We start from the raw sequence: 21,637 nt of genomic DNA, 5'->3' as shown, positions 1-21,637 counted from the left end.
GCAGAACCACCGCCGGCGCGTGGCCGGCCCAGGGTTGAACGATGCGACGTGCGCGCCTGGACCGTTACGACCTGGCCATCCTGTCCGCGCTGCAGCGCGACGGGCGCATGTCCAAGCTGCGTCTCGCAGAAGCGATCCACCTTTCGCCCACCCCCTGCTGGGAGCGCTTGCGCCGTCTCGAGCGCGAGGGCTTCATCCTCGGCTATCACGCAGAGGTGGCCATCAGCGAGCTGCTCGACGTGGCGCACTTCCTGGTCGAGGTGACGCTCAGCCGGCACCGCGCGGAGGATTTCGTGCGCTTCGAGGGCGCGGTCGGGCAGCGTCCGGAGGTACTGACCTGCTACGCGGTCGCCGGTGGCTTCGATTATTTGCTGCTAGTCGTGGCCGACGACATCGCCGCCTACCAGAGCATGATCGACGCTTGGCTGGAAGACGGCATGGGCGTCGAGCGCTATTTCACCTACGTCGTCACCCGCACCGTCAAACAGGTGGGGCAATTTCCGCTGGAGCGCTTCTGGACCAGCCGCCGGCGCGGCGAGCCGGAAACCGATTAGGCCCCATTGGCACGCGCCCAGCGCACGATGTCGGCCACCCCCATTGCACCGGCTTGGCGCGCCGCCTCGCGTCCGCACTTGAACAAGGCCAGCGTCGGGATACTGCGGATCGAAAACTGCGCGCCCAGTGCAGGCTCGGCCTCGGTATCCACCTTCACCAGACGCATGTGCGGTTCAAGCTGCGCCGCTGCTTCGGCGAAGTACGGCGCCATCATCCGGCAGGGACCGCACCAGGGCGCCCAGAAGTCCACCAGCAGTTGGATGTCGCTGCGCGCAACGTGCTTGTTGAAACGCTCGCCTGAGAGCGACAGTGGCTCGCCCGTGAACAGTGGGCGATGGCACCCCCCGCACTTCGGACCATCGCTCAGCCGGGGAGCGGAGATGCGGTTAATCGCATCACAGTGCGGACAAACGATATGCAGTGAATCGCTCACGGAATAACCTCATCGTCAGATTACGGAAACAAATCGCTCAGAAACAGAAACCCACCGAGGTGGCGTGACGAGCGGAATGGAATAGCGGGTGCCCGTTACCGGAATCGGCGGCGGGTCCGCCGGGCGTTGGCCTGAATTCGGCCTGCAGCGACCACAGGCCAAATAACTGCTGCGACCCCTCCGGCACGACACCGAAACGACGCGTCGCCAGCTCTGGCGGCGGCACCGGCCGCAGGATACGATCGACCATCCGACCAACAGTACCAGACCAGCCGCCTCCCACAACATCGAACCGAATAGGGTCGGGAAATTGGCCATGACGGCCAGCAACACGACGGCTTGCGGCACCTAGCGCCAAGCACATCGTCGCAAGGCCCGCACATCGATGTAACCTGCCACCGCACTCAGCTCCCCGGCGTACCCAGGCGCGCCCGCAGGGCCTCGATCTCATCTAGCAACTCCAGCGCGAGCGCGGCACCGGCTACGTTGACGCCGAGATCGCGCTGCAGGCGCAGCGCGCGGTACACACGACGAACCTCGATAACGCGAAAGCGCCAAGCCGGCACATCGCCGCCCAGCGGGCTGACAATACCTTCCTCAGCCAGCTCGACGATGTGCTCGCTCGACGCACCGCAGGTGATGCACAACTCGGTCAGCGTCAATTCCAGCTCATCGCCGATCAACTCGCCGCTCAACGGCGTCAACGGTTCGCGTGTCATGAGCGCCCTCCTTCAAGCTGAGCCCTCGGATCGAAGGGCATGGCCCGCTCACAGGCCCGGTAGGCCTCGCGCGCGGCATCGGTATCAGCCGGCGGCAACGCAATCGCCAGCACCACGTACAGATCGCCCGCCGGCTCGCCGGGAATGCCGCGGCCCTTGAGTCTCAGGCGCCGCCCGCCGGCCGAGTGGGCGGGAATCTTCAGATCGACGCGGCCGGCGGGTGTCGGCGCCTGCACGCTCGCGCCCAGCGCTGCCTCCCAGGGCGCGACCGGCAGCGTAAGGTAGACATCGCGTCCCTCGGTGCGATAAAGCGCATGCGGCCGGAAGACCACCTCCAGATAGAGGTCTCCCGCCCCCCCTTCTCCGAGCCCTGGCCCACCCTGGCCAGCGAGGCGAATCATCTGCCCTTCGCGCACGCCCCCGGGGATACGAACGTTCAATGTCCGCTCGACCACGTGCGGACGCCCGTCCTCCCCCAGCTCGGTATGCTTGAGCGCAAGAGCACGGGTCGCGCCGTGATAGGCATCTTCCAGTTCGATGAATATCCGCGCATGACTATCCTCGCCGCGCGCATGATAGTGCGCCCCATGGGCACGACGGCCATGGCCACCGGCGTAATTGCCGCCAAACAGGCTCTCGAAAAAGTCGCTGAACTGCGCCGCAGCCTCAGGGTCGACATCGTGATACTCGAAGCCTTGATTCCAGTCCGGTGGCGGCCGGAAGTCCTGCCCTGACTTCCAGTCGGCGCCGAGCTGATCGTAGGCGGCGCGCTTCTCCGGGTCCTTGAGCACCTCGTTGGCCTCGTTCACTTCCTTGAAGCGCGCCTCGGCGTCCTCCTCCTTGCTCACGTCCGGATGATACTTGCGCGCCTGCTTGCGGTAGGCCCGCTTGATCTCGTCCTGTGTCGCATCCTTCGATACGCCGAGGGTCCGATAGTAGTCTTTGAATTCCATGCCTGTCCGCCCTCGCACCGTTGCGCGATATCCATCTTAAGGATTATGGGAGACGCCAAGCAGTCGTGCGACGACCGGGATCAAGTTCCCGACGAATGTGTGCCTGTTCACACGATTGAAGATTCGACCAAAACTGCGCGGACAAGGCCCATGACGGCGTGCCAAACCATGGCGACATGCGCTGCACAGTATCAAAACCGATCTTCAGGCGCTCTGCGTTTTCACGCTTAAAACGCGCGGTTGTTTATTCGAGGGATATACCTGATTTTCACAGCCTCCGTCCCTGGCCACGCGTCTCGATGATCGGCCGGTATTATTGAGGGCGGTCGAAGGCCAGCCGAAGCGCCAGCCCACACAGCACCACCCCCATCAGCCAGCGTTGCGCGATCAGCCAACCTGGACGGGCGCTCAGGAAAACGGCGACCGCGCCCGCAGCGACGACGATCAGAGTATTCACCGTCAGGCTAATGGCGATCTGCGCTGAGCCGAGTTCGAGCGACTGTATGAACGCATCGCCATGTGGCGTCATGAATTGCGGCAACAGTGAGAGGGAGAGCACCGCGGCCTTGGGATTGAGCAGGCTGGTGAGCAGGCCGGAAAGATACAGCCGGCCGTCACGTTCAATAGGCAGGGCGCGTACCTGAAACGGCGAACGTCCACCGGGGCGTACCGCCTGCCAGGCAAGCAACAACAGATAGGCGGCGCCGGCCGCGCGTAGCGCATCGTAGGCATAGGGCACGACCATCAGCAACGCGGTGATGCCCAGCGCGGCGCACAGCATGTAACACATGAAGCCGGTGGCCACGCCGGCGAGCGACAGCAGACCCGCACGCCGTCCCTGACAGAGCGTGCGCGACACCAGATAGATCATGTTCGGTCCTGGGGTCAGGACCATAGCGAGGCTAACGAGGCCGAAACCGGCGAGATGGGATAGCGGCAGCGACATTCAGCCTCCAGGGCCAGAGTTTTCCACCCCGCGTCCGGCGGGTTTCAGTGGGGTACCTGGCAAGAATGGGTCAACTCGACGGAGCCGTCATCGAAGACGCTTTCCAGTCGCACATCAAAACCCCATAGGCGAGCGACGTGGCGGAGCACTTCATCCGTCGACTCACCTAGTTCACGCCGATTGTGCTGGGTATGGCGTAACGTGAGCGAACGGTCACCCCGACGGTCGACTCGGTAGACCTGAATATCGGGTTCGCGGCTGCCAAGATTATACAGCTCGGCCAGCGCGTTACGCACATGGTGGTAACCCATATCGTCGTGTATTGCCGACACCTCCAACGCCTCGCGACTATCATCGTCGAGTATCGCAAATAGCTTGAGGTCGCGAATCACCTTGGGCGATAGGTATTGCACGATAAAACTCTCATCTTTGAAATTGCGCATCGCGAAATCGAGTGACTGCAGCCAATCTGACCCGGCAAGCTCCGGGAACCATTGGCGATCCTCCTCGTTCGGTCGCTCGCAGATTCGCCTGATGTCAGTCATCATTGCGAAGCCCAGCGCGTATGGGTTGATACCGCTGTAGCGCGGATCGTCGTATCCCGGCTGGAATACCACGTTGGTATGCGACTGCATGAATTCCAGCATGAAGCCGTCACTCAGCAGGCCTTCATCGTACAGATGATTAATGATCGTATGGTGCCAGAAGGTCGCCCAGCCCTCGTTCATAACCTGGGTCTGGCGCTGCGGAAAAAAATACTGCGCAATTTTGCGTACGATACGCACGACCTCGCGCTGCCAAGGCTCGAGCAATGGTGCGTGCTTCTCGATGAAATAAAGTAGATTTTCCTGTGGCTCACCCGGAAAGCGCGCCTCGTCCGTGACAAACGATTCATCCATGGCCCTGACTGGCAATGTCCGCCAAAGGTCGTTGACCTGAGATTGCTGATAAGCCTCGCGTTCCTGTTGACGCGCCCTCTCCCGCTGTGCGGACAGTCGTGTTGGTCGTTTGTAGCGATCCACACCATAATTCATCAGCGCGTGGCAGGAATCGAGCAACAACTCGACCGCTTCCTCACCATAACGCTCCTCACACTGACTAATATAATTCTTCGCGAACAGCAAATAGTCGATGATCCCGTCTGCATTGGTCCATGTGCGGAAAAGGTAATTACCCTTGAAAAAAGAATTATGCCCATAGGAAGCATGGGCAACGACCAAGGCCTGCATCATCATGGTATTTTCTTCCATGAGATAGGCAATACAGGGATCCGAGTTGATGACGATTTCGTAAGCCAGCCCCATTTGGCCGCGCTTATAGCGCTGTTCCACCGCGATAAACTGTTTCCCATAAGACCAATAATTGTAACCGACGGGCATCCCGGATGACGAATAGGCATCCATCATCTGCTCCGCGCTGATAATCTCTATCTGGTTGGGGTAGGTGTCCAGCCCATAATGCGCCGCCACTCTTGCAATTTCATGCTCGTAGCGCTGAATTAGCTCAAACGTCCATTCAGACCCTTCGGACAAGCATTTTTTTCTCATGATTCACGCTTCCTAAAAAGCTCGCGAAACACGGAGTAGATATCGCCAGGCGTCCTGATTCTCTGCATTGCGAAATTCTCATGCATCGCCCTGACCTTTTCGTACTCCATCCACAAATTCTGTGGTTTCTCAGCCTCGATTTCAACATAAGCATAATATTGCAGACAGGGCATTATTTTTTCGATCAACAAATCTCGGCACAACGGTGAATCATCGCTCCAGTTGTCCCCATCAGATGCCTGGGCAACGTACAGGTTCCATTGGGCGGAAGGATAGCGCTCGCGGATGACTTCGTACGTCAATTCCAAAGCGCTTGAAACCACAGTGCCACCTGTTTCTCGCGCATAGAAAAAGTCGTGCTCGTCCACTTCCATTGCGGTTGTATGATGACGGATGAACACAACCTCGATATGTTCATAATTTCGCGTTAAAAAAAGGTAAAGAAGGATAAAAAAACGTTTCGCGATATCCTTGCGCGCAGCATCCATGGAACCAGACACGTCCATCAAACAGAACATCACAGCCTGCGATGCCGGCTTGGGTTGTCTGATGCGATTGCGGAAACGCAAATCGAAGGTATCGATGAACGGGATACGCTCGATACGCTGCCGGAGCATTTCCATTTCATGTTGCAGCGACTCGATTTTCACCGGCTCACACGGGTCAGCCTCCGCCAACAGCACTTCCATTGCCGTCTCAAGCTCCCGCAGTGTCCTGCGATGAGGCGCACTCAATGCAATACGGCGCGCCAGCGCGCCTCTCAGTGATCGCACCACATCGATATTGGAGGGTACGCCGCTCGGTGTATAGCCGGCGCGAACTGATTTGTAATCGTCCATCTTCGCCAGCTGAGTCTTGACCAGATCCGGCAACGCCATATCCTCGAAGAAAAACTCCAGGAATTCCTCCTGGGAAAGGTTGAAAATGAAATCATCCTCTCCTCCCTCATCCTGACTGGCGCCGTCACCACCGCTTGCCGAATCGGAAGCCGGGCGCTTGATCCGATCGCCCACGATAAAATCATGGTTACCCGGATGTACCGCTTCGTGCCGTCCCGATTTTCCATGATGAAAGATCGGCTCTGAAATGTCCTTTCCCGGGATACTGATCTGCTCACCCTTGTCGACATCGGTAATGCTACGGCCGGCAATAGCTTCGCCTACCGCTTGCCTGATCTGATTCTTGTATCGCCGTATGAAACGCTGGCGATTGACCGCGTTTTTGTTGCGTCCATTTAATCTTCTGTCAATGAGCTGACTCATTCAGGCACCCCGCTCAGGAGGACTTACGTACGCGCAAATACCACTCGGCGAGTAACCGCACTTGTTTTTCAGTATATCCTTTGTCCACCATGCGCTCGATGAAGGCCTGATGCTTCTTCTGGTCCTCGGTTGAGGCCTTGGCATTAAAGGAAATAACCGGCAGCAAATCCTCAGTATTCGAAAACATCTTCTTTTCGATCACCTCCCGCAGCTTCTCGTAACTGGTCCACGCTGGGTTCTTGCCCTGATTGTTAGCCCTTGCCCGCAACACGAAATTCACAATCTCATTCCGGAAGTCTTTGGGATTGCTAATCCCCGCCGGCTTCTCGATCTTCTCCAATTCCTCGTTGAGAGCCACACGATCCAGGATCTCGCCAGTATCCTGATCCCGATATTCTTCATCCTGTATCCAATAATCAGCGTAAGTGACATAACGATCGAATATGTTTTGGCCATATTCAGAATACGATTCTAGATACGCCGTCTGAATCTCCTTGCCGATGAACTCGGCGTATCGCGGCGCCAAATACTCCTTGAGGTAAGTGATGTAGGCATCCCGCACTTCGGGTGGGTACTGTTCCTGCTCGATCTGCTGCTCCAACACATGCAGTAGATGCACAGGGTTGGCAGCGATTTCCTGATGATCGTAATTGAATACTCGCGAAAGGATTTTGAAGGCAAATCGCGTCGACAAGCCATTCATGCCCTCGTCCACACCCCCATACTCCCGATACTCTTGATAGGACTTGGCCTTGGGGTCCACATCCTTGAGATTCTGACCATCATAGACCCGCATTTTCGAGTAAGTATTTGAATTATCCGGATCCTTAAGACGAGAAAGCACGGCGAACTGTGCCATCATTTCAAGCGTATGCGGCGCACACGCGGCCTCTGACAGAGAACTATTACGCAACAGCTTGCGATAGATCTTCTCTTCCTCGGAGACGCGCAGGCAATAAGGCACTTTGACAATGTAGATACGATCCAGGAATGCCTCATTGTTACGGTTGTTCTTGAACGATAACCATTCGGATTCGTTGGAATGCGCGAGCACAATCCCATCGAATGGTATGGCTGAGAGGCCCTCGGTCCCCATGTAATTACCTTCCTGGGTTGCCGTCAGCAAAGGATGCAACACCTTGATCGGAGCCTTGAACATCTCCACAAATTCGAGCAAGCCCTGATTGGCGAGGCAGAGCCCACCGGAATAGGAATAAGCATCCGGGTCGTCTTGGGAATACTGCTCCAGCATGCGGATATCAACCTTACCCACAAGCGAGGAGATATCCTGGTTGTTTTCATCGCCAGGCTCTGTTTTGGCGATGCCAATTTGCTCGAGCACGGATGGGCGGAGCTTAACCACCGTGAATTTTGAAAGATCGCCGTGGAATTCATGCAGGCGCTTAACCGCCCAGGGCGACATAATTCCCTTGAGGTAGCGACGCGGAATACCGTAGTCCTCTTCGAGGATATCGGCATCTTCTGTCGGCGAAAACAAGCCCAGCGGTGACTCGTTTACCGGCGAACCCTTGATGGCATAGAAACTCACCTTCTCCATCAATGACTTGAGCTTCTCAGCCAACGATGACTTGCCACCGCCCACAGGACCCAGCAGATACAGAATCTGCTTTTTCTCCTCCAAACCCTGAGCTGCATGGCGGAAATAGGCCACGATTTGCTCGATACTCTCCTCCATCCCGTAGAACTCCCTGAATGCGGGATAGATTTTTATAATTTTATTGGAAAAAAGTCGGCTTAATCGAGCATCGTGGCGCGTATCCACCAACTCCGGCTCGCCAATTGCCATCAGCATACGTTCTGCTGCTGTGGCGTACACGGTGGGATCTTGTTTACAAAGTTCCAGATACGCCTGAAGAGACAACTCCTCTTCTCGATTTTCCGCGTATCGTGACTGATAGCGATTGAATATGGTCATGGACATACCCTCTCTCGAAACTAACCGTTTCAGATACGGACGTTCCACCTGAGGTTTGCCCCGGCTCCGTTATTCTTGATTTTGGTATCGGCACGGGCCTACAGAGGACGCCTCCACATGAACCGATGCAATTGCAGTGCCACGGGAACCCAACCGGTACGGACACAAAATCATTGATGCGCGGCGATCCTCCGTGCCGACTGCTAATCCGCATGCGGCTCACCGAATGCCCTAGCCCAGCCCCTCCGATTCGCCTGTCAGTTTACGCTTAAATTCCCTGTAAGCAGAAGAGCAGTGTTGGCGCGACCCGCACCACAATGGGGCTCCTCTTCCCTTTAAAGCTAGTGCAAATCCAGTCAAAAAGCACTTGGATCAACAGGAAAATATCACGCTTAGCCTCGGCGCAACCACCCCCGGAACGCACCAAACTGGTGCGCGCCTCACGCATATACATACCGCACAAAGCCTGCAGCGCACAGGCAGTGCCCCCTGCACCGGCGCCCGTTCGTTGCCGGTGCAGGGGGCAAATCGGTTCCGCGCGGTAAAGCGGCCCGTTCACTCATCAGCCATTGGCCGTTGAGAAGTAATATGCCATCGCCACATTGATGCGCGAATACCAGTTGCCATTGTCGTATCCGGTGAACCCAGGGCCAGCCGCATTCTTACCCGCGATCAGTTCCGCCCATAGATAGACCGGACCCGCCACAGCCTCCACGCCGGTTTCGTTCAATTGAATGTCGCCCACGGTATTCCCGCTGGCGTCGAGGAAACGCCTCGATGGCGTGGCCACCTTGAGGTAACCGTAATCGTCATAAACCTGAAGTTTGTGAAACGGTCCCCAACTGATGCCGAAGTTTTTCCCCAGACTGATGTCGTAGAGCTGTCCCTTTGCAGGAATCTGGTACTGATAGCCATAACTTTCGACCGTGATCGAATGCCGCTGATAGGGGCTGCTTCCAGGGACGTGATAGGCATAGGCCGTGGCCTGCATTTGCAACATCCAGGGTCCCCAATGGCCGTTTATCGAAGCCGCAGTCGCCCATTGTTTGCCCGTGTGTTGGTTGTTCGGTGTTGGTCCCAGCTCGAGTTGACCCGCCTTGCCCGACCAGGCAAAAGTAATGCGATGTGCAGCCCCCTCGTGAAAAGTGTAACCAACGCGCACATTCCCGGTGTTGACACTGTGGTAATCACCGACCGGGTTAATTCCATAAGTCGTGGTCTGACCGAGGGTGTTATTTTTGAAGAAATCGGCATCGAACCGCCAGTTACCCGGCGTGTATTTGTAACCAATACCTGCCGCCTGATTATCCGTCAGACCCATGTAATAACCGAGATTCCCCCAAAAGCTTTGATAGCCATAAGGCAATGTACCAAACGGTACTTTGAAATATCCGACCTTGATCTGCTCATCCCCGGCTGCGCCGAAGCGGTAGGCGGCCCAGCCGTAGTGCAGCAATTGGTAGGGGCTATTGAAATTGACTCCGGAGAATCGTTCCTCGGCAGCATAGCTCAGTGGACCATGCCGTCCCTTGACGTTCACTTCGAAATAATCGAGCTTGAAGTCACCGCCTGGAGCTTGTTGCGCATAGGCGTATCCCTTGTACTGGTATTCCGTCACCAAACCGCCACCCAGCGTCAAGTGATTTGGTGTCGACACCTCTGTCGCCTTCGCTTGGCCGCAACACAACAGGCCCGCCGCCACGGCTAGGCCGGTCGCACTCCAATCTGTCAATCGATTCATATTACTTACTCCAGTGTCGCCATGCCCCCCTTATGATTGATTTGGCGATTACCGCGCACACATATCTTTATTCTAAACACAGTTTACGCCTGGAACAAAACCGAAAAACCATAAATATTATTTCATATACAATCAGTTATTAAGTTTTATCGATAATAGGCGCAGCCAAACATTGGCCGCATATCACACCATGCCGCGCGCCAGCATTTTTTCTTCGCTCGCTGAAAGCATACGTCCATTGGACGGCGTACGATTGACCAAAATTAATGAATACTGAGCTTGAATCACTCTCGCCTACGCCAGTATGGCGCGAACAGGGCAATTCATTGACCCTCGCCGCCCAGGCCGGCACCCCATCTGATTGATGGCTTTGATTGCTTGTGCGCTTCGAGGATGCTTCACTGCCTACCCCACCCTACCGGAATAGTGCTTCATGTGGCTACACACCAGCTGTGAACTAGCCTTCGAGATCGCTCTGCCGACACCGTTCGTTCTGATGCTGCGCCCGCGCAGCGGGGCCCAGCAGTGGATCGCGCGCGAAGAATATCGCCTTACACCCAGCGTCCCGGTCATTGAATTCACCGACGGATACGGTAATCTCTGTCAGCGCCTGATCGCGCCAGCCGGCGCATTCTCCGTATGCACGGCTGCAGAGGTCGAGACTGCGGACCATATCGACCAAGCGCCCGGCGCACCCTTTGTCGATGTTCAGCGCCTGCCGGATGCCGTACTCAGCTATTTGTTGCCCAGCCGCTATTGCGAATCTGACCGGTTCGGCCTAATGGCAGCTGAAATCGCCGGTGATACGCCGCCAGGTTACGATCAGGTCCAAGCCATTGTTGACTGGCTACAGAGCCACATCGATTACCGCCCCGGCAGCAGCGATCTTCCGCTATCGGCGGTGGAGGTCAATCTCAGGCAGTCGGGCGTTTGTCGCGACCTCTCTCACCTGGGCATCGCCCTATGCCGCAGCCTGAGCATCCCCGCACGTATGGTGGTTGGCTATCTGCATAATTTGGTCCCCATGGACCTACACGCTTGGTTCGAAGCCTATGTTGGCGGGCGCTGGTATACCTTCGACGCGACACAAACGGTCATGCGCGGTGGTTATGTCGCCATCGGCTATGGTCGGGATGCGGCGGATGTCGCGGTCTACAGCCAATTCGGCCCAGCCGTCTATCCCAGCTCGCAGCTCATCCAGGTACAGCGTATCGAGGCGCACGCCACCGACCCATCATGAACCGACGCCGCATTCGCCTGACTTGTCGGCAAGCCTCGACTATCCGGCGATTAACGGCATACCTACGGCCAATATCGCTTGACTAGGGTACCGATCATCGCCACCACGAGCAAAAGGAGAGCGGCTGCAACGTCCAGACGCACGCAAGCCTTGAAGAGTCTTTAGATGAGAATGCTGAAACTGCTCTGGCGTGATTTTCACGCCATTGCCCTTAAGAGCCAAGATGAATGCGGATTGCCCGAATAAGGGGAATCCCGAATAGCAGCACATATAGCAGCATCACACCAAAAGTGCCCACGGCCAGTGCGATTCAGGCAACGCCCGATTGATCTCAAGCGGCACCAATAATCCCGTCTCGTTCGGAGACACCAACATCTTGTCATACCTCTTATATTTTTCTTATAAAACAAACGTATCATGAAAATAATTATCAGCAGACGCTAGATGCGCGTACAGGCGGCCCTAGCCACATCCCGTTGAGACGCGAAGCGGTTTGTCGCCAGATCGCCGTATCGCAACAGCCGCCAACCACCGCCATACAAATTTCTAGCGGAAAAATCGGCTCAACCAACCTTCGTGCTTGCTACGCTGTTTCTCGGCAAGAATGGCGAGCATATTGTCCCGAACCGCAGCCACGTAATCCGCATCGTCGTGCTTGATATGACTGACCAACCAAGTACGCAACAGTCCGTGAATTTCACCCGCCACGTCGTCCCCCAACCGATAGCGATTCAAATATTGATTGATCCGACGCGTAAACAGCTCATGTACCTTCTGATGCGGTCGCAGGTATTCGTAGCCGGCTTCTTCCTGCAGACTCTCTTCGAATGCGAAGTGCGAAAGCGTGTAATCCATCAACTCGTCCAGTACCCGACCGGTCACGACGCGGTCATTTTTTTGATGGATATGCTCCAATTCGTTAATGTAATCGGCAATTCTCATGTGTTGCCTGTCGATCACCTCGATACCGGTATTCAAATCCTCTGTCCATCTGATGGTCATTACGCATTCTCCTGATTTCGCCATTGCCCTGATCTATGGCATTCATGCGCTCCCCACCCGATACACAAGCGAATCCAATTTCCAAACATCTCATTCAAGACCAGCCCCTGGTCCGTGAACTTGTAATTCGATAGCCTATAAACTATCCATACCTGCTCAGGCGACCGAATTCGTCCGCCCTTTCCCCAAAAACGGTTCGGGTGCCAGACGGCACCCGAACCGTACGGCCACAAGCGGCGCAATTTAGAACTTGATCATCATGCCGGTGGAGATGGCATAGGGGTTCTTGCCAGCACCCACCGTAACGGTCGCGGGGCTGTTGTTGGCATTGACGTAGGTGGCGCTGTGACCGCCGCCCCATACGTTCATCATCGCGCCACTCTGGTTGGTCATGTGCGCGTAGTCGACAAAGGCCATCACACGCTTGCTGAAGGTGTGATCAAAGCCGATCGCGAACATCGTGGAGTTGTTGTTGCTGCCATCCGGGTTGGCCTGGTACACCTGCGCCTTGATCGCGTTCGAGCCCATGGTGTACATGCCACCGAAGCCATACACGGTGGCCTTGGCCTTCGGGTTCGCGGAGCTGTTACCGATGTACTGGTAACCGCCCAGATTGGTCAGCTGCTCGACCAGGCCCACCAGCTTGAAGGCGCCGATCTTGTAGCTACCCGCCAAACGCACGCCGGTCTCGGCATTCGTGCCGTAGGTATAGGGCGAGGCAGTGGTTCCGCTTCCACCGTTGTACAGGCCCTTGCCGTGACTCTCGTAGGCCAAGCCCACCATCACCGGACCCATCTTGTATTCGCCCAGCAGACTGTACGTCCCTGCGTTACTGACGCCGCCATCAAACACATAGGCCGCCACACCCTTGAAACCGCCTATCTGCGGGGTGACATAGGCGACCACATCCGGTACGCGCAAATCGAAACCCACGCTGCCGTTGTACTTGCCGCTGATCAGATTACGGCTGTCGCCAATCTGATCGCCGAACAGGTCGACCGCACGGCCCAAGCTCTTCATCGGAGTGTCGTGACGACCGGCAATCACCGTGCCGAAGCCGCCGGCGATGCCCGCGAAGGTGTTGCGGTTGCCCAGTGCGGCCTTGCCGTCGGTGGAAATCGTGCTCTCGACCTGGAACAGCGCGCGCAGGCCGTCACCCAGATCCTCGGAACCCTTGACGCCCCAACGCGAGCTGTTCAGGGAGAACCCAGAGATGCTCTTGCTGGTCGAGCTGCCGTTGGTCACGCCACCGGTGGTGTTGGTGTTGAGGTAGTCGAGCGATGGCTCGAATTTGCCGTACAGGGTCACATCCGCCTGTGCAACGACGGGGACCGCAATCACCGCGCCCACCGCGGCAGCGATAAGGGTTTTCTTCATGAGTCATGACTCCTTGCGAATTTTCGATGCGAATACCCGAACCGATATTCCGGATACCATATAAAGACCCACCTTAAATTGGACACGCACATCACCATCCGCGTAATGCGTACTGATTTAGAAGGCTGGAGGGTAAGCGAAAGTACGCAGGCGATTACCGCCACGCAAGCACCCGCACGCAGGAAAATACGAGGACTTTGATTTCGATCAATATGAGACCATTTTAATGCGCACCAATGGCGTTAAGCCACGCACGCAACTGACCACCGCCACATGCATCATGACGCCTTGGTCTCGTGCGCCAATATGAAACGGCCAGGCCCGGCTAGCACATGCACTTGTCATCATCACGGCGGCATGCTTAAGTGTTCCGATGGATTCGGTCTCGCTCACCAAGGAGCATTCGATGCAACGATTTATTCGGGCAACGGCCGTATTATTGCTCGGCACCTGCCTACCCACGCCGGTCATAGCCGAGGTCATGACCATACCGGTCAAGGCGCTCCCCGTTTACCTGCACGCGCATGCAAACGTCGTGGCTCAATTCACGAGTCCGGACCCCGACTGCACGTATTGCGTACATGCCAACCCGCCGTTTGATGCCGTGAGCACCCACCCATTTCGACAATAGAATTTCGTTCGTACGGGTCCAATGGACGCCATGGTACAAATTGCCAGCAGGGGCAAAGATGTTCGGCATCGCTGCCTTGCCCTCCCAAATCGCCTACAAGAACGGCGCCCGCATACGGACTCTCTCAGGTGTCATTGCCCACCCACTGCAATTCGTCAATCAGCTTAAGACGCTTTACGCCCTACCTGCACATCAATAAGCTCGTATCATCCGATGTATGCCAAACCTTGTCGTGTTTCTCGCCCCTGCATGACCTAACCTGGAAATCTGAACATGTATCGACACAACCATAATCGCTATTGCGCATTTCTTGCCTTCGCGTTCCTGTGGTACTTCACGGCGGTGCCGGGCGAGGCAGGAGCCGCCGAACAGGAATTTCCGGACGTGGTGGTGGCGGATGTCAAACCACACGGCACGGATACGTTCGACTTCGACGTCACCATCTCGTCGCCTTACGATACCCCTCAACGCTATGCCGATGGTTTTCGTGTCACCGGGCCGAATGGCGTGATCTATGGTGAACGCAAGCTGTGGCACGATCACGCGGAGGAACAGCCTTTCACCCGAGATCTTTATGGCGTAAAAATCCCGCCGTCGGTACACAACATCATCATTCAGGCTCGGGATCAACGCTATGGCTATGGCGGCAAAAGCCTTGAGATCACCCTACCCGGACGCTGAATCTCAGGCTGAGACTGGCGGCATATCACGATCAGGCGGCTTTATTTCGATATTGGTAACCCACGGACAACATCAACAAAAACGGACTTGAATCGACACTAGGGGTGGATGCTTCGCCACCCCTAGTGTCGGGGATATCAGAAATTGGCCGAAAGGCTGCTGTAAATCGTTAGGGGCGCCCCCGGCAGGACCAGCGCTTGGCCTGCAGAATTACCACCAAGCAGACCACCGCCCGTGATGTACTCGAACACATTATAGTGACTGTCCGTCACGTTCAGCACATCCAGACTCAGCTTGATATCCTTCAATCCCATACCGCTCGATGCGGTTGGGATCGTGTAGTCCACTCCAAGATTAAGCGTGCCATAACCCGCGAGTTTTTGCCGGCTAGGCGCTCCCGTATTGTCGTTGAAGATTGCCTGCGCACCGCAGTACTGATACCACGTCCTAGGCGTCAACACGCCGCCCGCAACATAGGTATTGTAATCACCTCCGATATTGAACGTGCTGTCAGGAACATTAGAAACGGGTAGGCCATCGTAACTGACACCACCGGTCACATACCGCGTGAATATCGCCTTCTCCACATTCAGGTTAGCGAACACATCGGCTCCTGCGTAAGGCTTGTCAGTCACTGCCAGGTTGATACCCTGATATGTCGAATCACCATTCGCATCGCCGAGATAATTACCACTGGTATCATAAAGTGGTATGTATTGATTGGCGTAATGCAAATGGTAATAACTTGCGCTCAGCAGAAAATCATGCAGATGACGCTCATCTGGCACATGTATTTTTACACCGACGTTGAAATCAGTGCTTCTCTCCAAGCTATAAACCGCTGGCGTCGACTGGTACAAGCCACCACCGCCACCCACTTGCGGCTCTTTATGTGCAATCGAATAATTGGCGAAAATCGCCATGTTTTTCTGTACTTTCCAGTTGAAATCGAGCGATGGCTCAATTTTGGAAAAGTTATTTTTAGACGGCGGCAACTGCCCTTGATTATTGCTTGGGTAAAGCGCGTATGCCTGCGCGAAATCCTGTAGTGCCGCAGGATAATAACGCGTAAAATACTTAATCACACGCACACCCGGGGTCACATGCACATTCGCGACAGGACTGATTCTGTCCTGAATGAAGGCAGCGATATCCGTCTGGTCCCAGTAATCACTGCGATAGCTTGCATTTGGGATTTCTGCTGAGCCGTAATACGGTGAATTCGAATTGTAAAATGCATTTCTTGAATTGTATTGGCTATTGAGAAAAAATCCACCGAAATCCAATTCGTCATAGGGAAGGTCAACGGAGAACCAGAGCTTGTCACCGTAAACATCATCATGTGGATTATTGTATTCGTAGAGATTGCTGGGATTACTCAATCCATAGTTATTGTAATGAAAATGGACTCGATAACCATGACGATACCAAGCTATATTGTGTACCGAAGAAATCTGGTCCATCTCTACATTCAATTTGCTGTACAACAGCCAAGTGCCGTTGGTGTCCTGCTTGTGCCATACCGAGCCTGGTAGCGCGGCGTAGTATCCCGATGTTTGCTGACTGTACAGCGGACTGTTTGCAGTACCATTCATCGTTACACCGACAATCGGATTGATCGGTATTGGCACCGGACGGTAACCGGAACCCTTGGCCAGATAGGCCCCTGCCGAAAAATCACCATTACTAAAAGTTTTTATGGTTTTGGCGAACCAGGCGTAGTTGTAGCTAGGATTCAGGAAACCATCGGAGCTCGTGCGGTAGCTATTGCTGGAACCCATGCCACCCGCAACGATGGTGGACCAACCACCCACGCTGCCGGTGCGGCCTTCCACGAAGAGCTTGCGTGAACCGTAGCTACCGTAAGTCAGCTTGACCGAACCGCCGACCTTACGTGTCGGCTGTAGCGGCACGAAGGCGATTTGGCCGCCAATGTTGTTGTACCAACGATCAAGTGGATTACCAGGACCATAGGTAATGCCAATCCCCTGCAGTAAATCGAGCTGTGGCACTTCCGGGCTTTCCCACAAACCAGTCGATGGATCGACCATGGGTACGCCATCGAAAGTCACCGACAGACTGCCATCGTCAATTTGTCCGCCGGCAAAACCACCCCAACCCTGTTTGATACCATTGACGCTGATGGAGTTCTTGGTCGCACCGGTTCCACCATAACCGGACACACTGATGCCGGGCGCATAGCTCAATGCCTGTGCGCTGCCCCCAACCGGGCCTGCAGCTGTCACTTCGTGCCGCCCGAGAACCTTGACCGACTGGCCAGACTTAAAATTCGCTTCTGGCGTCAACGATTTTACGGCATTGCCCAGTTCACCGGATTTTGAACCAACCGTCGCACTCACTTCACCGACGTTGATATCGGCTTGTGGCTTCGTAGTCTTCGGCATCGTGGTTTCGCCCGCGGCGAAAACCATTGGAGAAATCACACTTGCAGCGAATGCCACCAGCGCAAACATAATGGGACGGACGGTAAAGAGACCACACATAGACTCACCTCGATTGAAATGGATCTGCAGAGGACATCCACCCTGATCGTGGATATCAGCAACAGCGAGGGATTTTCAGAGTAAGTGGCGCCCTAGAACCTGACATGAAACTTAATTTACATTTCATGTGACACAAAAAATCAATAAAAAACAAAAAACTATTGTTTTTGTGTATTATTATTGAATAATTCATCATCAATTAATGACATGGAAAACATCATCGCTACCAAGGCCCATCGTGGCTAAACATGCCTGTTCAGGCGCACGTTACGCCTTGCCTTGCCTTGCCTTGCCCAGTCTACGATATGCCGCTGTTACGCTTGCCTGCATACATACCGGTATCGGCCAGATGGAGCAGTGCTTCACGGTTATCGCCATCATCTGGATAAATGGCCCTGCCAATACTGGTGGTAATCGATAAGCATTCGGCGCCGATCACGAAGGGTTTCGACAGCTCTTTTGATATTTTATTTTCTATTGTCTGTACGTTAACTGGACCCTGGATATTGCTCAGCAGCACGGTGAATTCATCTCCCCCCATACGCCCAACCGTATCCTGCGCACGCACACATTTCACCAATCGCTCGGCCACGGCGCGTAGCAGATGGTCACCCATTTCATGACCATGTTCATCGTTAATGCGCTTGAAATCATCCAGATCCAGATAGAGCAACGCCAACTGGTTGCCGTCACGCTTTGCGTGTTCGAGCGCCATATCAAGCCGATCATAAAATAGCGTTCTGTTCGGCAATCGAGTCAGGGCATCATGTAACGCCAGATACTGAAGACGAGTTTCGGCCTGTTTGCGCTCGATGGCCGTAGCGACCTGGGTTGAAACGAACTGCAATAGCTCCATGTCCTCGGCCGTGTAACGGCCATTGGAACCGTGTGTCCGCAGCACCAGTGCTCCAATCACGCCGTTCTGCGAAGCCAGCGGTACGCCTATCCAATCCCCCTCGCAAACCGCTTCAGAGCCATCCGGCATGGGCGCCAGGGTCGCCGACCTGATTAAGGCATGGCCGGAATGAATCACCTCTGCGATGAACGGGTCTTCCTGCAACGAACGATCCGGTTCGGCGCGAGGCTCGCCATCCCGTCCGTCGATGTAATAGGGGAAGCTTAACCGGCCGCTCGCCATATCGTACAAACAGACATGGAAGCACTCGGCTGGCAACAGCTTGCTGATAATCCGGTGGATCAGCGGATACAAGGGAGGCAGCCCTTCGGCCGCATGCGCCGCCTCGGAAATCTCGTAAAGCGCCTGCTTGATTTGTGCCGCGCGTCTGAGTTCGGTGACATCGCGCGCCACCGCAAGGCGTAGCCGGTCGGATTCGGACCAGCGAGCAGACCACATGATGTGCACAATGCGTCCGTCCTTGCGCACGTAACGATTTTCGAAATGCATCAACGGCTCGCCATCCATGATCTCATCGACCGCTGACAGCGTGCGTGCGTGATCATCCGGGTGCACCAGCTCGATCATGTTACGACCGTGCAGTTCTTCCGGTGCATAACCGAACAAGTGCTCGCCTGATGCACTCACATAGATGAAGCATCCCGCATGATCAACCACGCAAATGGTGTCGATCAGCAGGTCCATTATTTTGGCGGAAAGAGGCTCATCCATCGGCCTTATGATAGCGACATGTCCGTGTTTGCGCAGGCGGAATGGCCCTGGGACGTCTGATGCTCTCCTGACTTCCATGACCGACCGACAACATACTCACCCCAATCTCACTCGATGCCGTCGCATACCACCCGCAAACCACTCACGGCCCTCCCCGCATAGAGGCGCATGGTGGGTGGATGTTCAGAACGATGGCGTCAACGAAGTCCTGGCGCGCACAGAAGTTGCCACACCACAAGACATGCCGGAAAAATCCCACGGCCACACCACAAACCACACCACGGTGCCGCCAACGTGTACGCTGGGGTCCGCATCGCCTTCAGCGACGGTAGTCTGCGCGCGAGCAAGAATCGCCAGTCCCGCTGATGACGCCGACGCCAGAATTCGGGCATCTTCGACACGAGCCCGGCATCGGCATGCATATTGCCGCGATTACGCCTCTCCCCTCACAGATCTGCCCTGACCATCTGGCGGATACTTATTCACTCGGTGCCACGACTTCGTCGACAGGAGGCGTGTCGCCTTCAATCGGATCGAAGAAGTGATACTTTAAGTCCTCCGATTTCTTGGCCTGGTACATCGCAGCATCGCTGTGCCTGATCAGGGTTTCGAAATCTTCACCATCGCCGGGATAGACCGCGATGCCGATACTGGCGCCAATACGCAAGTCGTGGCCCATGATCGCAAACGGCATGGACAAACCTTCCAGGATCTTCTCCGCCACACGCACAGCATCCGCGGGCGTCCTCAATTTGGCCAACAACACGATGAATTCATCCCCGCCCTGACGCCCCACCGTATCCTCGGCACGCAGGCAGGCGGCCAAGCGTCGGCCGATCGCCTGTAGCAACTGATCACCCACATCGTGTCCGTGGCTGTCGTTGACACGCTTGAATTTATCGAGATCGATGAACATCACCGCAAAGCGGGCCTGTGCGCGCTGCGCATGCATGATCGCCTGTTGGACTCTATCCTGGACCAGCCGCCGGTTGGCCAGATTCGTCAACGCATCGTAATTCGCAAAGTGTGTCATCTGCGCCTCGATGGTTTTGCGTTCCGTGATGTCATGGAGCATTCCGATGAATCCCCTACGACCCTCTCGATCAAGCTGGGAAATCCGTAGCTCAACAGGGAATATCTCGCCATTGCTTCGCCTGGCGGTGACCTCGCGCGGATGCCCGATCACATGTGCCTCGCCTGTTCGCCAATAACGGGTCAGATACCCGTCATGTTCACTAGCAGGCTGTTGAAATTGGCCGCGATTTCTCGGCATTTTGGGCGCGAAAGATCGTCTGCAAATGCCGATACGGATGAATTACGCCAATTGTTGGGTCAATGGTTCTGGAAATCGGTGTTTCGGACGCAGTAATCCCTCGAATGACAGCCCTCAACATGCCGCCACCCCCAGATTGCGCATCCGAACCAGGTTGTAGGCGGCCATCGTCAGCACGAACTGAAAGTCGAGCTTCTCGGGACCTACAAACCGGCTCTTGCGCAGCCCACCGATCGTCTTCGCCCACCCAAAGCATTCCTCGATCCGCTTGCGGATCGTCTGGCTGCTGCGGTAGCCAGGATGTGCCGTGGTACGTCCATCGATCGCCGACGTACGCCGGGTGTCGTTCTGCGCAACGTGTGGCGTGGCGTTCGCCTCGCGAAGCCGCCGCACGAAGCCCCGTGTGTCGTAGTTCTTGTCCGCGCCCACGGTCACCCGATGCGTGCCTGTGAGCGCTTCGACCATCTCGGCACCCACCTCCCGTTCGGCCCGGCCCGTCGCCTGACTGACCCGCGCATCGACCACCAGGCCGTGGCGGTTCTCCATCAGCAGATGGCCCATGTAGCTGAGCTTGGCGGTCGTGCCTTGGCTCTTGCGAAAGAGAAAGGCCTGCGGGTCGGTCTTCGAGGCATGGGTGTCGCGCGTGCGGCGCTCACCGCGGAAGTCCACCGAGGGGTTGCGGCCGCCGCCCTGCGTCGGCGGTTCGTCTTCATCCTTCGGCCGATAGCTCTTGAGCGAAGCCAGGGCCTCGATCAGGGTGCCGTCGACGCTGAAATGCTCCCTGGACAGCAGATCCGCACCCCGGGCCTGCTTGAGCACCTGGGCAAAAAAGCGGTGCGCCACTTCGCCCTCAAGCAACCGATCGCGGTTCTTGGTGAACGTCGAGTGGTGCCAGACCTTGTCATCCATCGAAAAGCCCACGAACCAGCGAAATAGCAGGTTGTAGTCGAGCTGCTCCATCAGCTGGCGTTCGCTTCGAATCGAGTACAGCACCATCAGCAGCTGGGCCCGCAGCAGCTTCTCCGGTGGGATCGAGTCGCGCCCCAGTCCTGCGTAAAGCGCATCGAAGTCGCCATCCAATGCCGCAAGCGCCTCATCGGCCATCTGCCGGATCGGCCGAAGTGGGTGATCCTTCGGCACTCGTTGCTCCGGACTCACCGTGCTGAACAGCCCGTCCTGCTGAATATCAGCTCCTCGCATCTTCGCTATC

Annotated in this window: 19 protein-coding genes; 4 read left to right on the top strand and 15 right to left on the bottom strand. The window is 55.9% G+C overall.

The features are described 5' to 3' along the window. Positions 1-41 precede the first annotated feature (41 nt). Positions 42-554, top strand: a complete 513-nt coding sequence (locus tag BI364_RS02910) for an Lrp/AsnC family transcriptional regulator (RefSeq protein WP_070077480.1) — start codon at positions 42-44, stop codon at positions 552-554. Here BI364_RS02910 and trxC read toward each other — a convergent pair. The 9 genes from trxC to BI364_RS02865 form a co-directional block, all read right to left on the bottom strand. Further along, positions 551-988 (bottom strand): thioredoxin TrxC, encoded by a 438-nt coding sequence (gene trxC / locus BI364_RS02905; RefSeq protein ID WP_070077479.1) that lies wholly within the window; start codon positions 986-988, stop codon positions 551-553. The genes BI364_RS02910 and trxC overlap by 4 nt on opposite strands. A gap of 37 nt (positions 989-1,025) precedes the next feature. Next, positions 1,026-1,238: a hypothetical protein gene (locus tag BI364_RS02900; protein ID WP_070077478.1), complete on the bottom strand. Its 213-nt coding sequence runs from the start codon at positions 1,236-1,238 to the stop codon at positions 1,026-1,028. Positions 1,239-1,392: 154 nt separating this feature from the next. After that, the gene (locus tag BI364_RS02895; RefSeq protein ID WP_070077477.1) at positions 1,393-1,707 is read right to left on the bottom strand and encodes a chaperone modulator CbpM; all 315 of its coding nucleotides are present in this window, start codon (positions 1,705-1,707) and stop codon (positions 1,393-1,395) included. Further along, positions 1,704-2,660: a DnaJ C-terminal domain-containing protein gene (locus BI364_RS02890; RefSeq protein ID WP_070077476.1), complete on the bottom strand. Its 957-nt coding sequence runs from the start codon at positions 2,658-2,660 to the stop codon at positions 1,704-1,706. The genes BI364_RS02895 and BI364_RS02890 overlap by 4 nt, the downstream gene beginning before the upstream one ends. A gap of 313 nt (positions 2,661-2,973) precedes the next feature. Further along, positions 2,974-3,606, bottom strand: coding sequence for a LysE family translocator (locus BI364_RS02885; protein ID WP_197495812.1), 633 nt, complete (start codon positions 3,604-3,606; stop codon positions 2,974-2,976). A gap of 44 nt (positions 3,607-3,650) precedes the next feature. Next, positions 3,651-5,153 (bottom strand): SpoVR family protein, encoded by a 1,503-nt coding sequence (locus BI364_RS02880; protein WP_070077475.1) that lies wholly within the window; start codon positions 5,151-5,153, stop codon positions 3,651-3,653. Next, positions 5,150-6,415 carry a YeaH/YhbH family protein gene (locus tag BI364_RS02875; RefSeq protein ID WP_070077474.1) on the bottom strand — a complete coding sequence of 422 codons (1,266 nt, stop codon included), beginning with the start codon at positions 6,413-6,415 and terminating at the stop codon, positions 5,150-5,152. Before BI364_RS02875 ends, BI364_RS02880 begins: the two co-directional genes overlap by 4 nt. A gap of 13 nt (positions 6,416-6,428) precedes the next feature. Then, positions 6,429-8,351: a PrkA family serine protein kinase gene (locus BI364_RS02870; protein ID WP_070079841.1), complete on the bottom strand. Its 1,923-nt coding sequence runs from the start codon at positions 8,349-8,351 to the stop codon at positions 6,429-6,431. Positions 8,352-8,913: 562 nt separating this feature from the next. Then, entirely contained in the window at positions 8,914-10,008 is a 1,095-nt protein-coding gene (locus BI364_RS02865; RefSeq protein WP_156782601.1) for a hypothetical protein, read from the bottom strand. A 517-nt stretch (positions 10,009-10,525) separates the two neighbouring features. Here BI364_RS02865 and BI364_RS02860 point away from each other — a divergent pair. After that, positions 10,526-11,332, top strand: coding sequence for a transglutaminase-like domain-containing protein (locus BI364_RS02860; RefSeq protein WP_070077472.1), 807 nt, complete (start codon positions 10,526-10,528; stop codon positions 11,330-11,332). A 546-nt stretch (positions 11,333-11,878) separates the two neighbouring features. Here BI364_RS02860 and BI364_RS02855 read toward each other — a convergent pair. Further along, positions 11,879-12,334, bottom strand: coding sequence for a bacteriohemerythrin (locus BI364_RS02855; RefSeq protein ID WP_070077471.1), 456 nt, complete (start codon positions 12,332-12,334; stop codon positions 11,879-11,881). 243 nt (positions 12,335-12,577) lie between these two features. Next, the gene (locus BI364_RS02850) at positions 12,578-13,711 is read right to left on the bottom strand and encodes a porin (protein WP_070077470.1); all 1,134 of its coding nucleotides are present in this window, start codon (positions 13,709-13,711) and stop codon (positions 12,578-12,580) included. 406 nt (positions 13,712-14,117) lie between these two features. Between BI364_RS02850 and BI364_RS02845 the strand changes: the two genes are divergently transcribed. Together BI364_RS02845 and BI364_RS02840 are read left to right on the top strand one after the other, a co-directional pair. Next, positions 14,118-14,342 (top strand): hypothetical protein, encoded by a 225-nt coding sequence (locus tag BI364_RS02845; RefSeq protein ID WP_156782600.1) that lies wholly within the window; start codon positions 14,118-14,120, stop codon positions 14,340-14,342. Between the two features lie 273 nt (positions 14,343-14,615). Beyond that, the gene (locus BI364_RS02840; protein WP_070077468.1) at positions 14,616-15,023 is read left to right on the top strand and encodes a hypothetical protein; all 408 of its coding nucleotides are present in this window, start codon (positions 14,616-14,618) and stop codon (positions 15,021-15,023) included. A 137-nt stretch (positions 15,024-15,160) separates the two neighbouring features. Here BI364_RS02840 and BI364_RS02835 read toward each other — a convergent pair whose 3' ends face one another. The 4 genes from BI364_RS02835 to BI364_RS02820 form a co-directional block, all read right to left on the bottom strand. Beyond that, positions 15,161-17,527, bottom strand: a complete 2,367-nt coding sequence (locus tag BI364_RS02835; protein ID WP_070077467.1) for a TonB-dependent receptor — start codon at positions 17,525-17,527, stop codon at positions 15,161-15,163. A 298-nt stretch (positions 17,528-17,825) separates the two neighbouring features. Then, positions 17,826-19,154, bottom strand: coding sequence for a GGDEF domain-containing protein (locus tag BI364_RS02830; RefSeq protein WP_070077466.1), 1,329 nt, complete (start codon positions 19,152-19,154; stop codon positions 17,826-17,828). Between the two features lie 478 nt (positions 19,155-19,632). Further along, on the bottom strand, positions 19,633-20,427 hold the full coding sequence (locus BI364_RS02825; protein ID WP_083251118.1) for a sensor domain-containing diguanylate cyclase: 795 nt from the start codon (positions 20,425-20,427) through the stop codon (positions 19,633-19,635). A gap of 114 nt (positions 20,428-20,541) precedes the next feature. Next, complete coding sequence (locus BI364_RS02820) at positions 20,542-21,627, bottom strand: IS5 family transposase (protein ID WP_070077189.1); 1,086 nt, start codon at positions 21,625-21,627, stop codon at positions 20,542-20,544. Between the last annotated feature and the right edge of the window lie 10 nt (positions 21,628-21,637).

It is taken from the genome of Acidihalobacter yilgarnensis (assembly GCF_001753245.1).
Taxonomy (GTDB): domain Bacteria; phylum Pseudomonadota; class Gammaproteobacteria; order DSM-5130; family Acidihalobacteraceae; genus Acidihalobacter; species Acidihalobacter yilgarnensis.
Note: the sequence above shows the minus strand (reverse complement) of the source record. Positions and strands in the feature narration are given on the sequence as shown.

Excerpts from the sequence above, each read along its gene's own strand:
- BI364_RS02910 (WP_070077480.1), top strand. The coding sequence starts at position 42 with ATGCGACGTGCGCGCCTGGACCGTTACGACCTGGCCATCCTGTCCGCG.
- BI364_RS02840 (WP_070077468.1), top strand. The coding sequence starts at position 14,616 with ATGTATCGACACAACCATAATCGCTATTGCGCATTTCTTGCCTTCGCG.
- BI364_RS02890 (WP_070077476.1), bottom strand. The coding sequence starts at position 2,660 with ATGGAATTCAAAGACTACTATCGGACCCTCGGCGTATCGAAGGATGCG.
- BI364_RS02820 (WP_070077189.1), bottom strand. The coding sequence starts at position 21,627 with ATGCGAGGAGCTGATATTCAGCAGGACGGGCTGTTCAGCACGGTGAGT.
- BI364_RS02895 (WP_070077477.1), bottom strand. The coding sequence starts at position 1,707 with ATGACACGCGAACCGTTGACGCCGTTGAGCGGCGAGTTGATCGGCGAT.
- BI364_RS02880 (WP_070077475.1), bottom strand. The coding sequence starts at position 5,153 with ATGAGAAAAAAATGCTTGTCCGAAGGGTCTGAATGGACGTTTGAGCTA.
- BI364_RS02870 (WP_070079841.1), bottom strand. The coding sequence starts at position 8,351 with ATGACCATATTCAATCGCTATCAGTCACGATACGCGGAAAATCGAGAA.
- BI364_RS02850 (WP_070077470.1), bottom strand. The coding sequence starts at position 13,711 with ATGAAGAAAACCCTTATCGCTGCCGCGGTGGGCGCGGTGATTGCGGTC.
- BI364_RS02875 (WP_070077474.1), bottom strand. The coding sequence starts at position 6,415 with ATGAGTCAGCTCATTGACAGAAGATTAAATGGACGCAACAAAAACGCG.
- BI364_RS02835 (WP_070077467.1), bottom strand. The coding sequence starts at position 17,527 with ATGTGTGGTCTCTTTACCGTCCGTCCCATTATGTTTGCGCTGGTGGCA.
- BI364_RS02860 (WP_070077472.1), top strand. The coding sequence starts at position 10,526 with ATGTGGCTACACACCAGCTGTGAACTAGCCTTCGAGATCGCTCTGCCG.
- BI364_RS02900 (WP_070077478.1), bottom strand. The coding sequence starts at position 1,238 with ATGGTCGATCGTATCCTGCGGCCGGTGCCGCCGCCAGAGCTGGCGACG.
- BI364_RS02830 (WP_070077466.1), bottom strand. The coding sequence starts at position 19,154 with ATGGATGAGCCTCTTTCCGCCAAAATAATGGACCTGCTGATCGACACC.
- BI364_RS02885 (WP_197495812.1), bottom strand. The coding sequence starts at position 3,606 with ATGTCGCTGCCGCTATCCCATCTCGCCGGTTTCGGCCTCGTTAGCCTC.
- BI364_RS02825 (WP_083251118.1), bottom strand. The coding sequence starts at position 20,427 with ATGCCGAGAAATCGCGGCCAATTTCAACAGCCTGCTAGTGAACATGAC.
- BI364_RS02845 (WP_156782600.1), top strand. The coding sequence starts at position 14,118 with ATGCAACGATTTATTCGGGCAACGGCCGTATTATTGCTCGGCACCTGC.
- BI364_RS02855 (WP_070077471.1), bottom strand. The coding sequence starts at position 12,334 with ATGACCATCAGATGGACAGAGGATTTGAATACCGGTATCGAGGTGATC.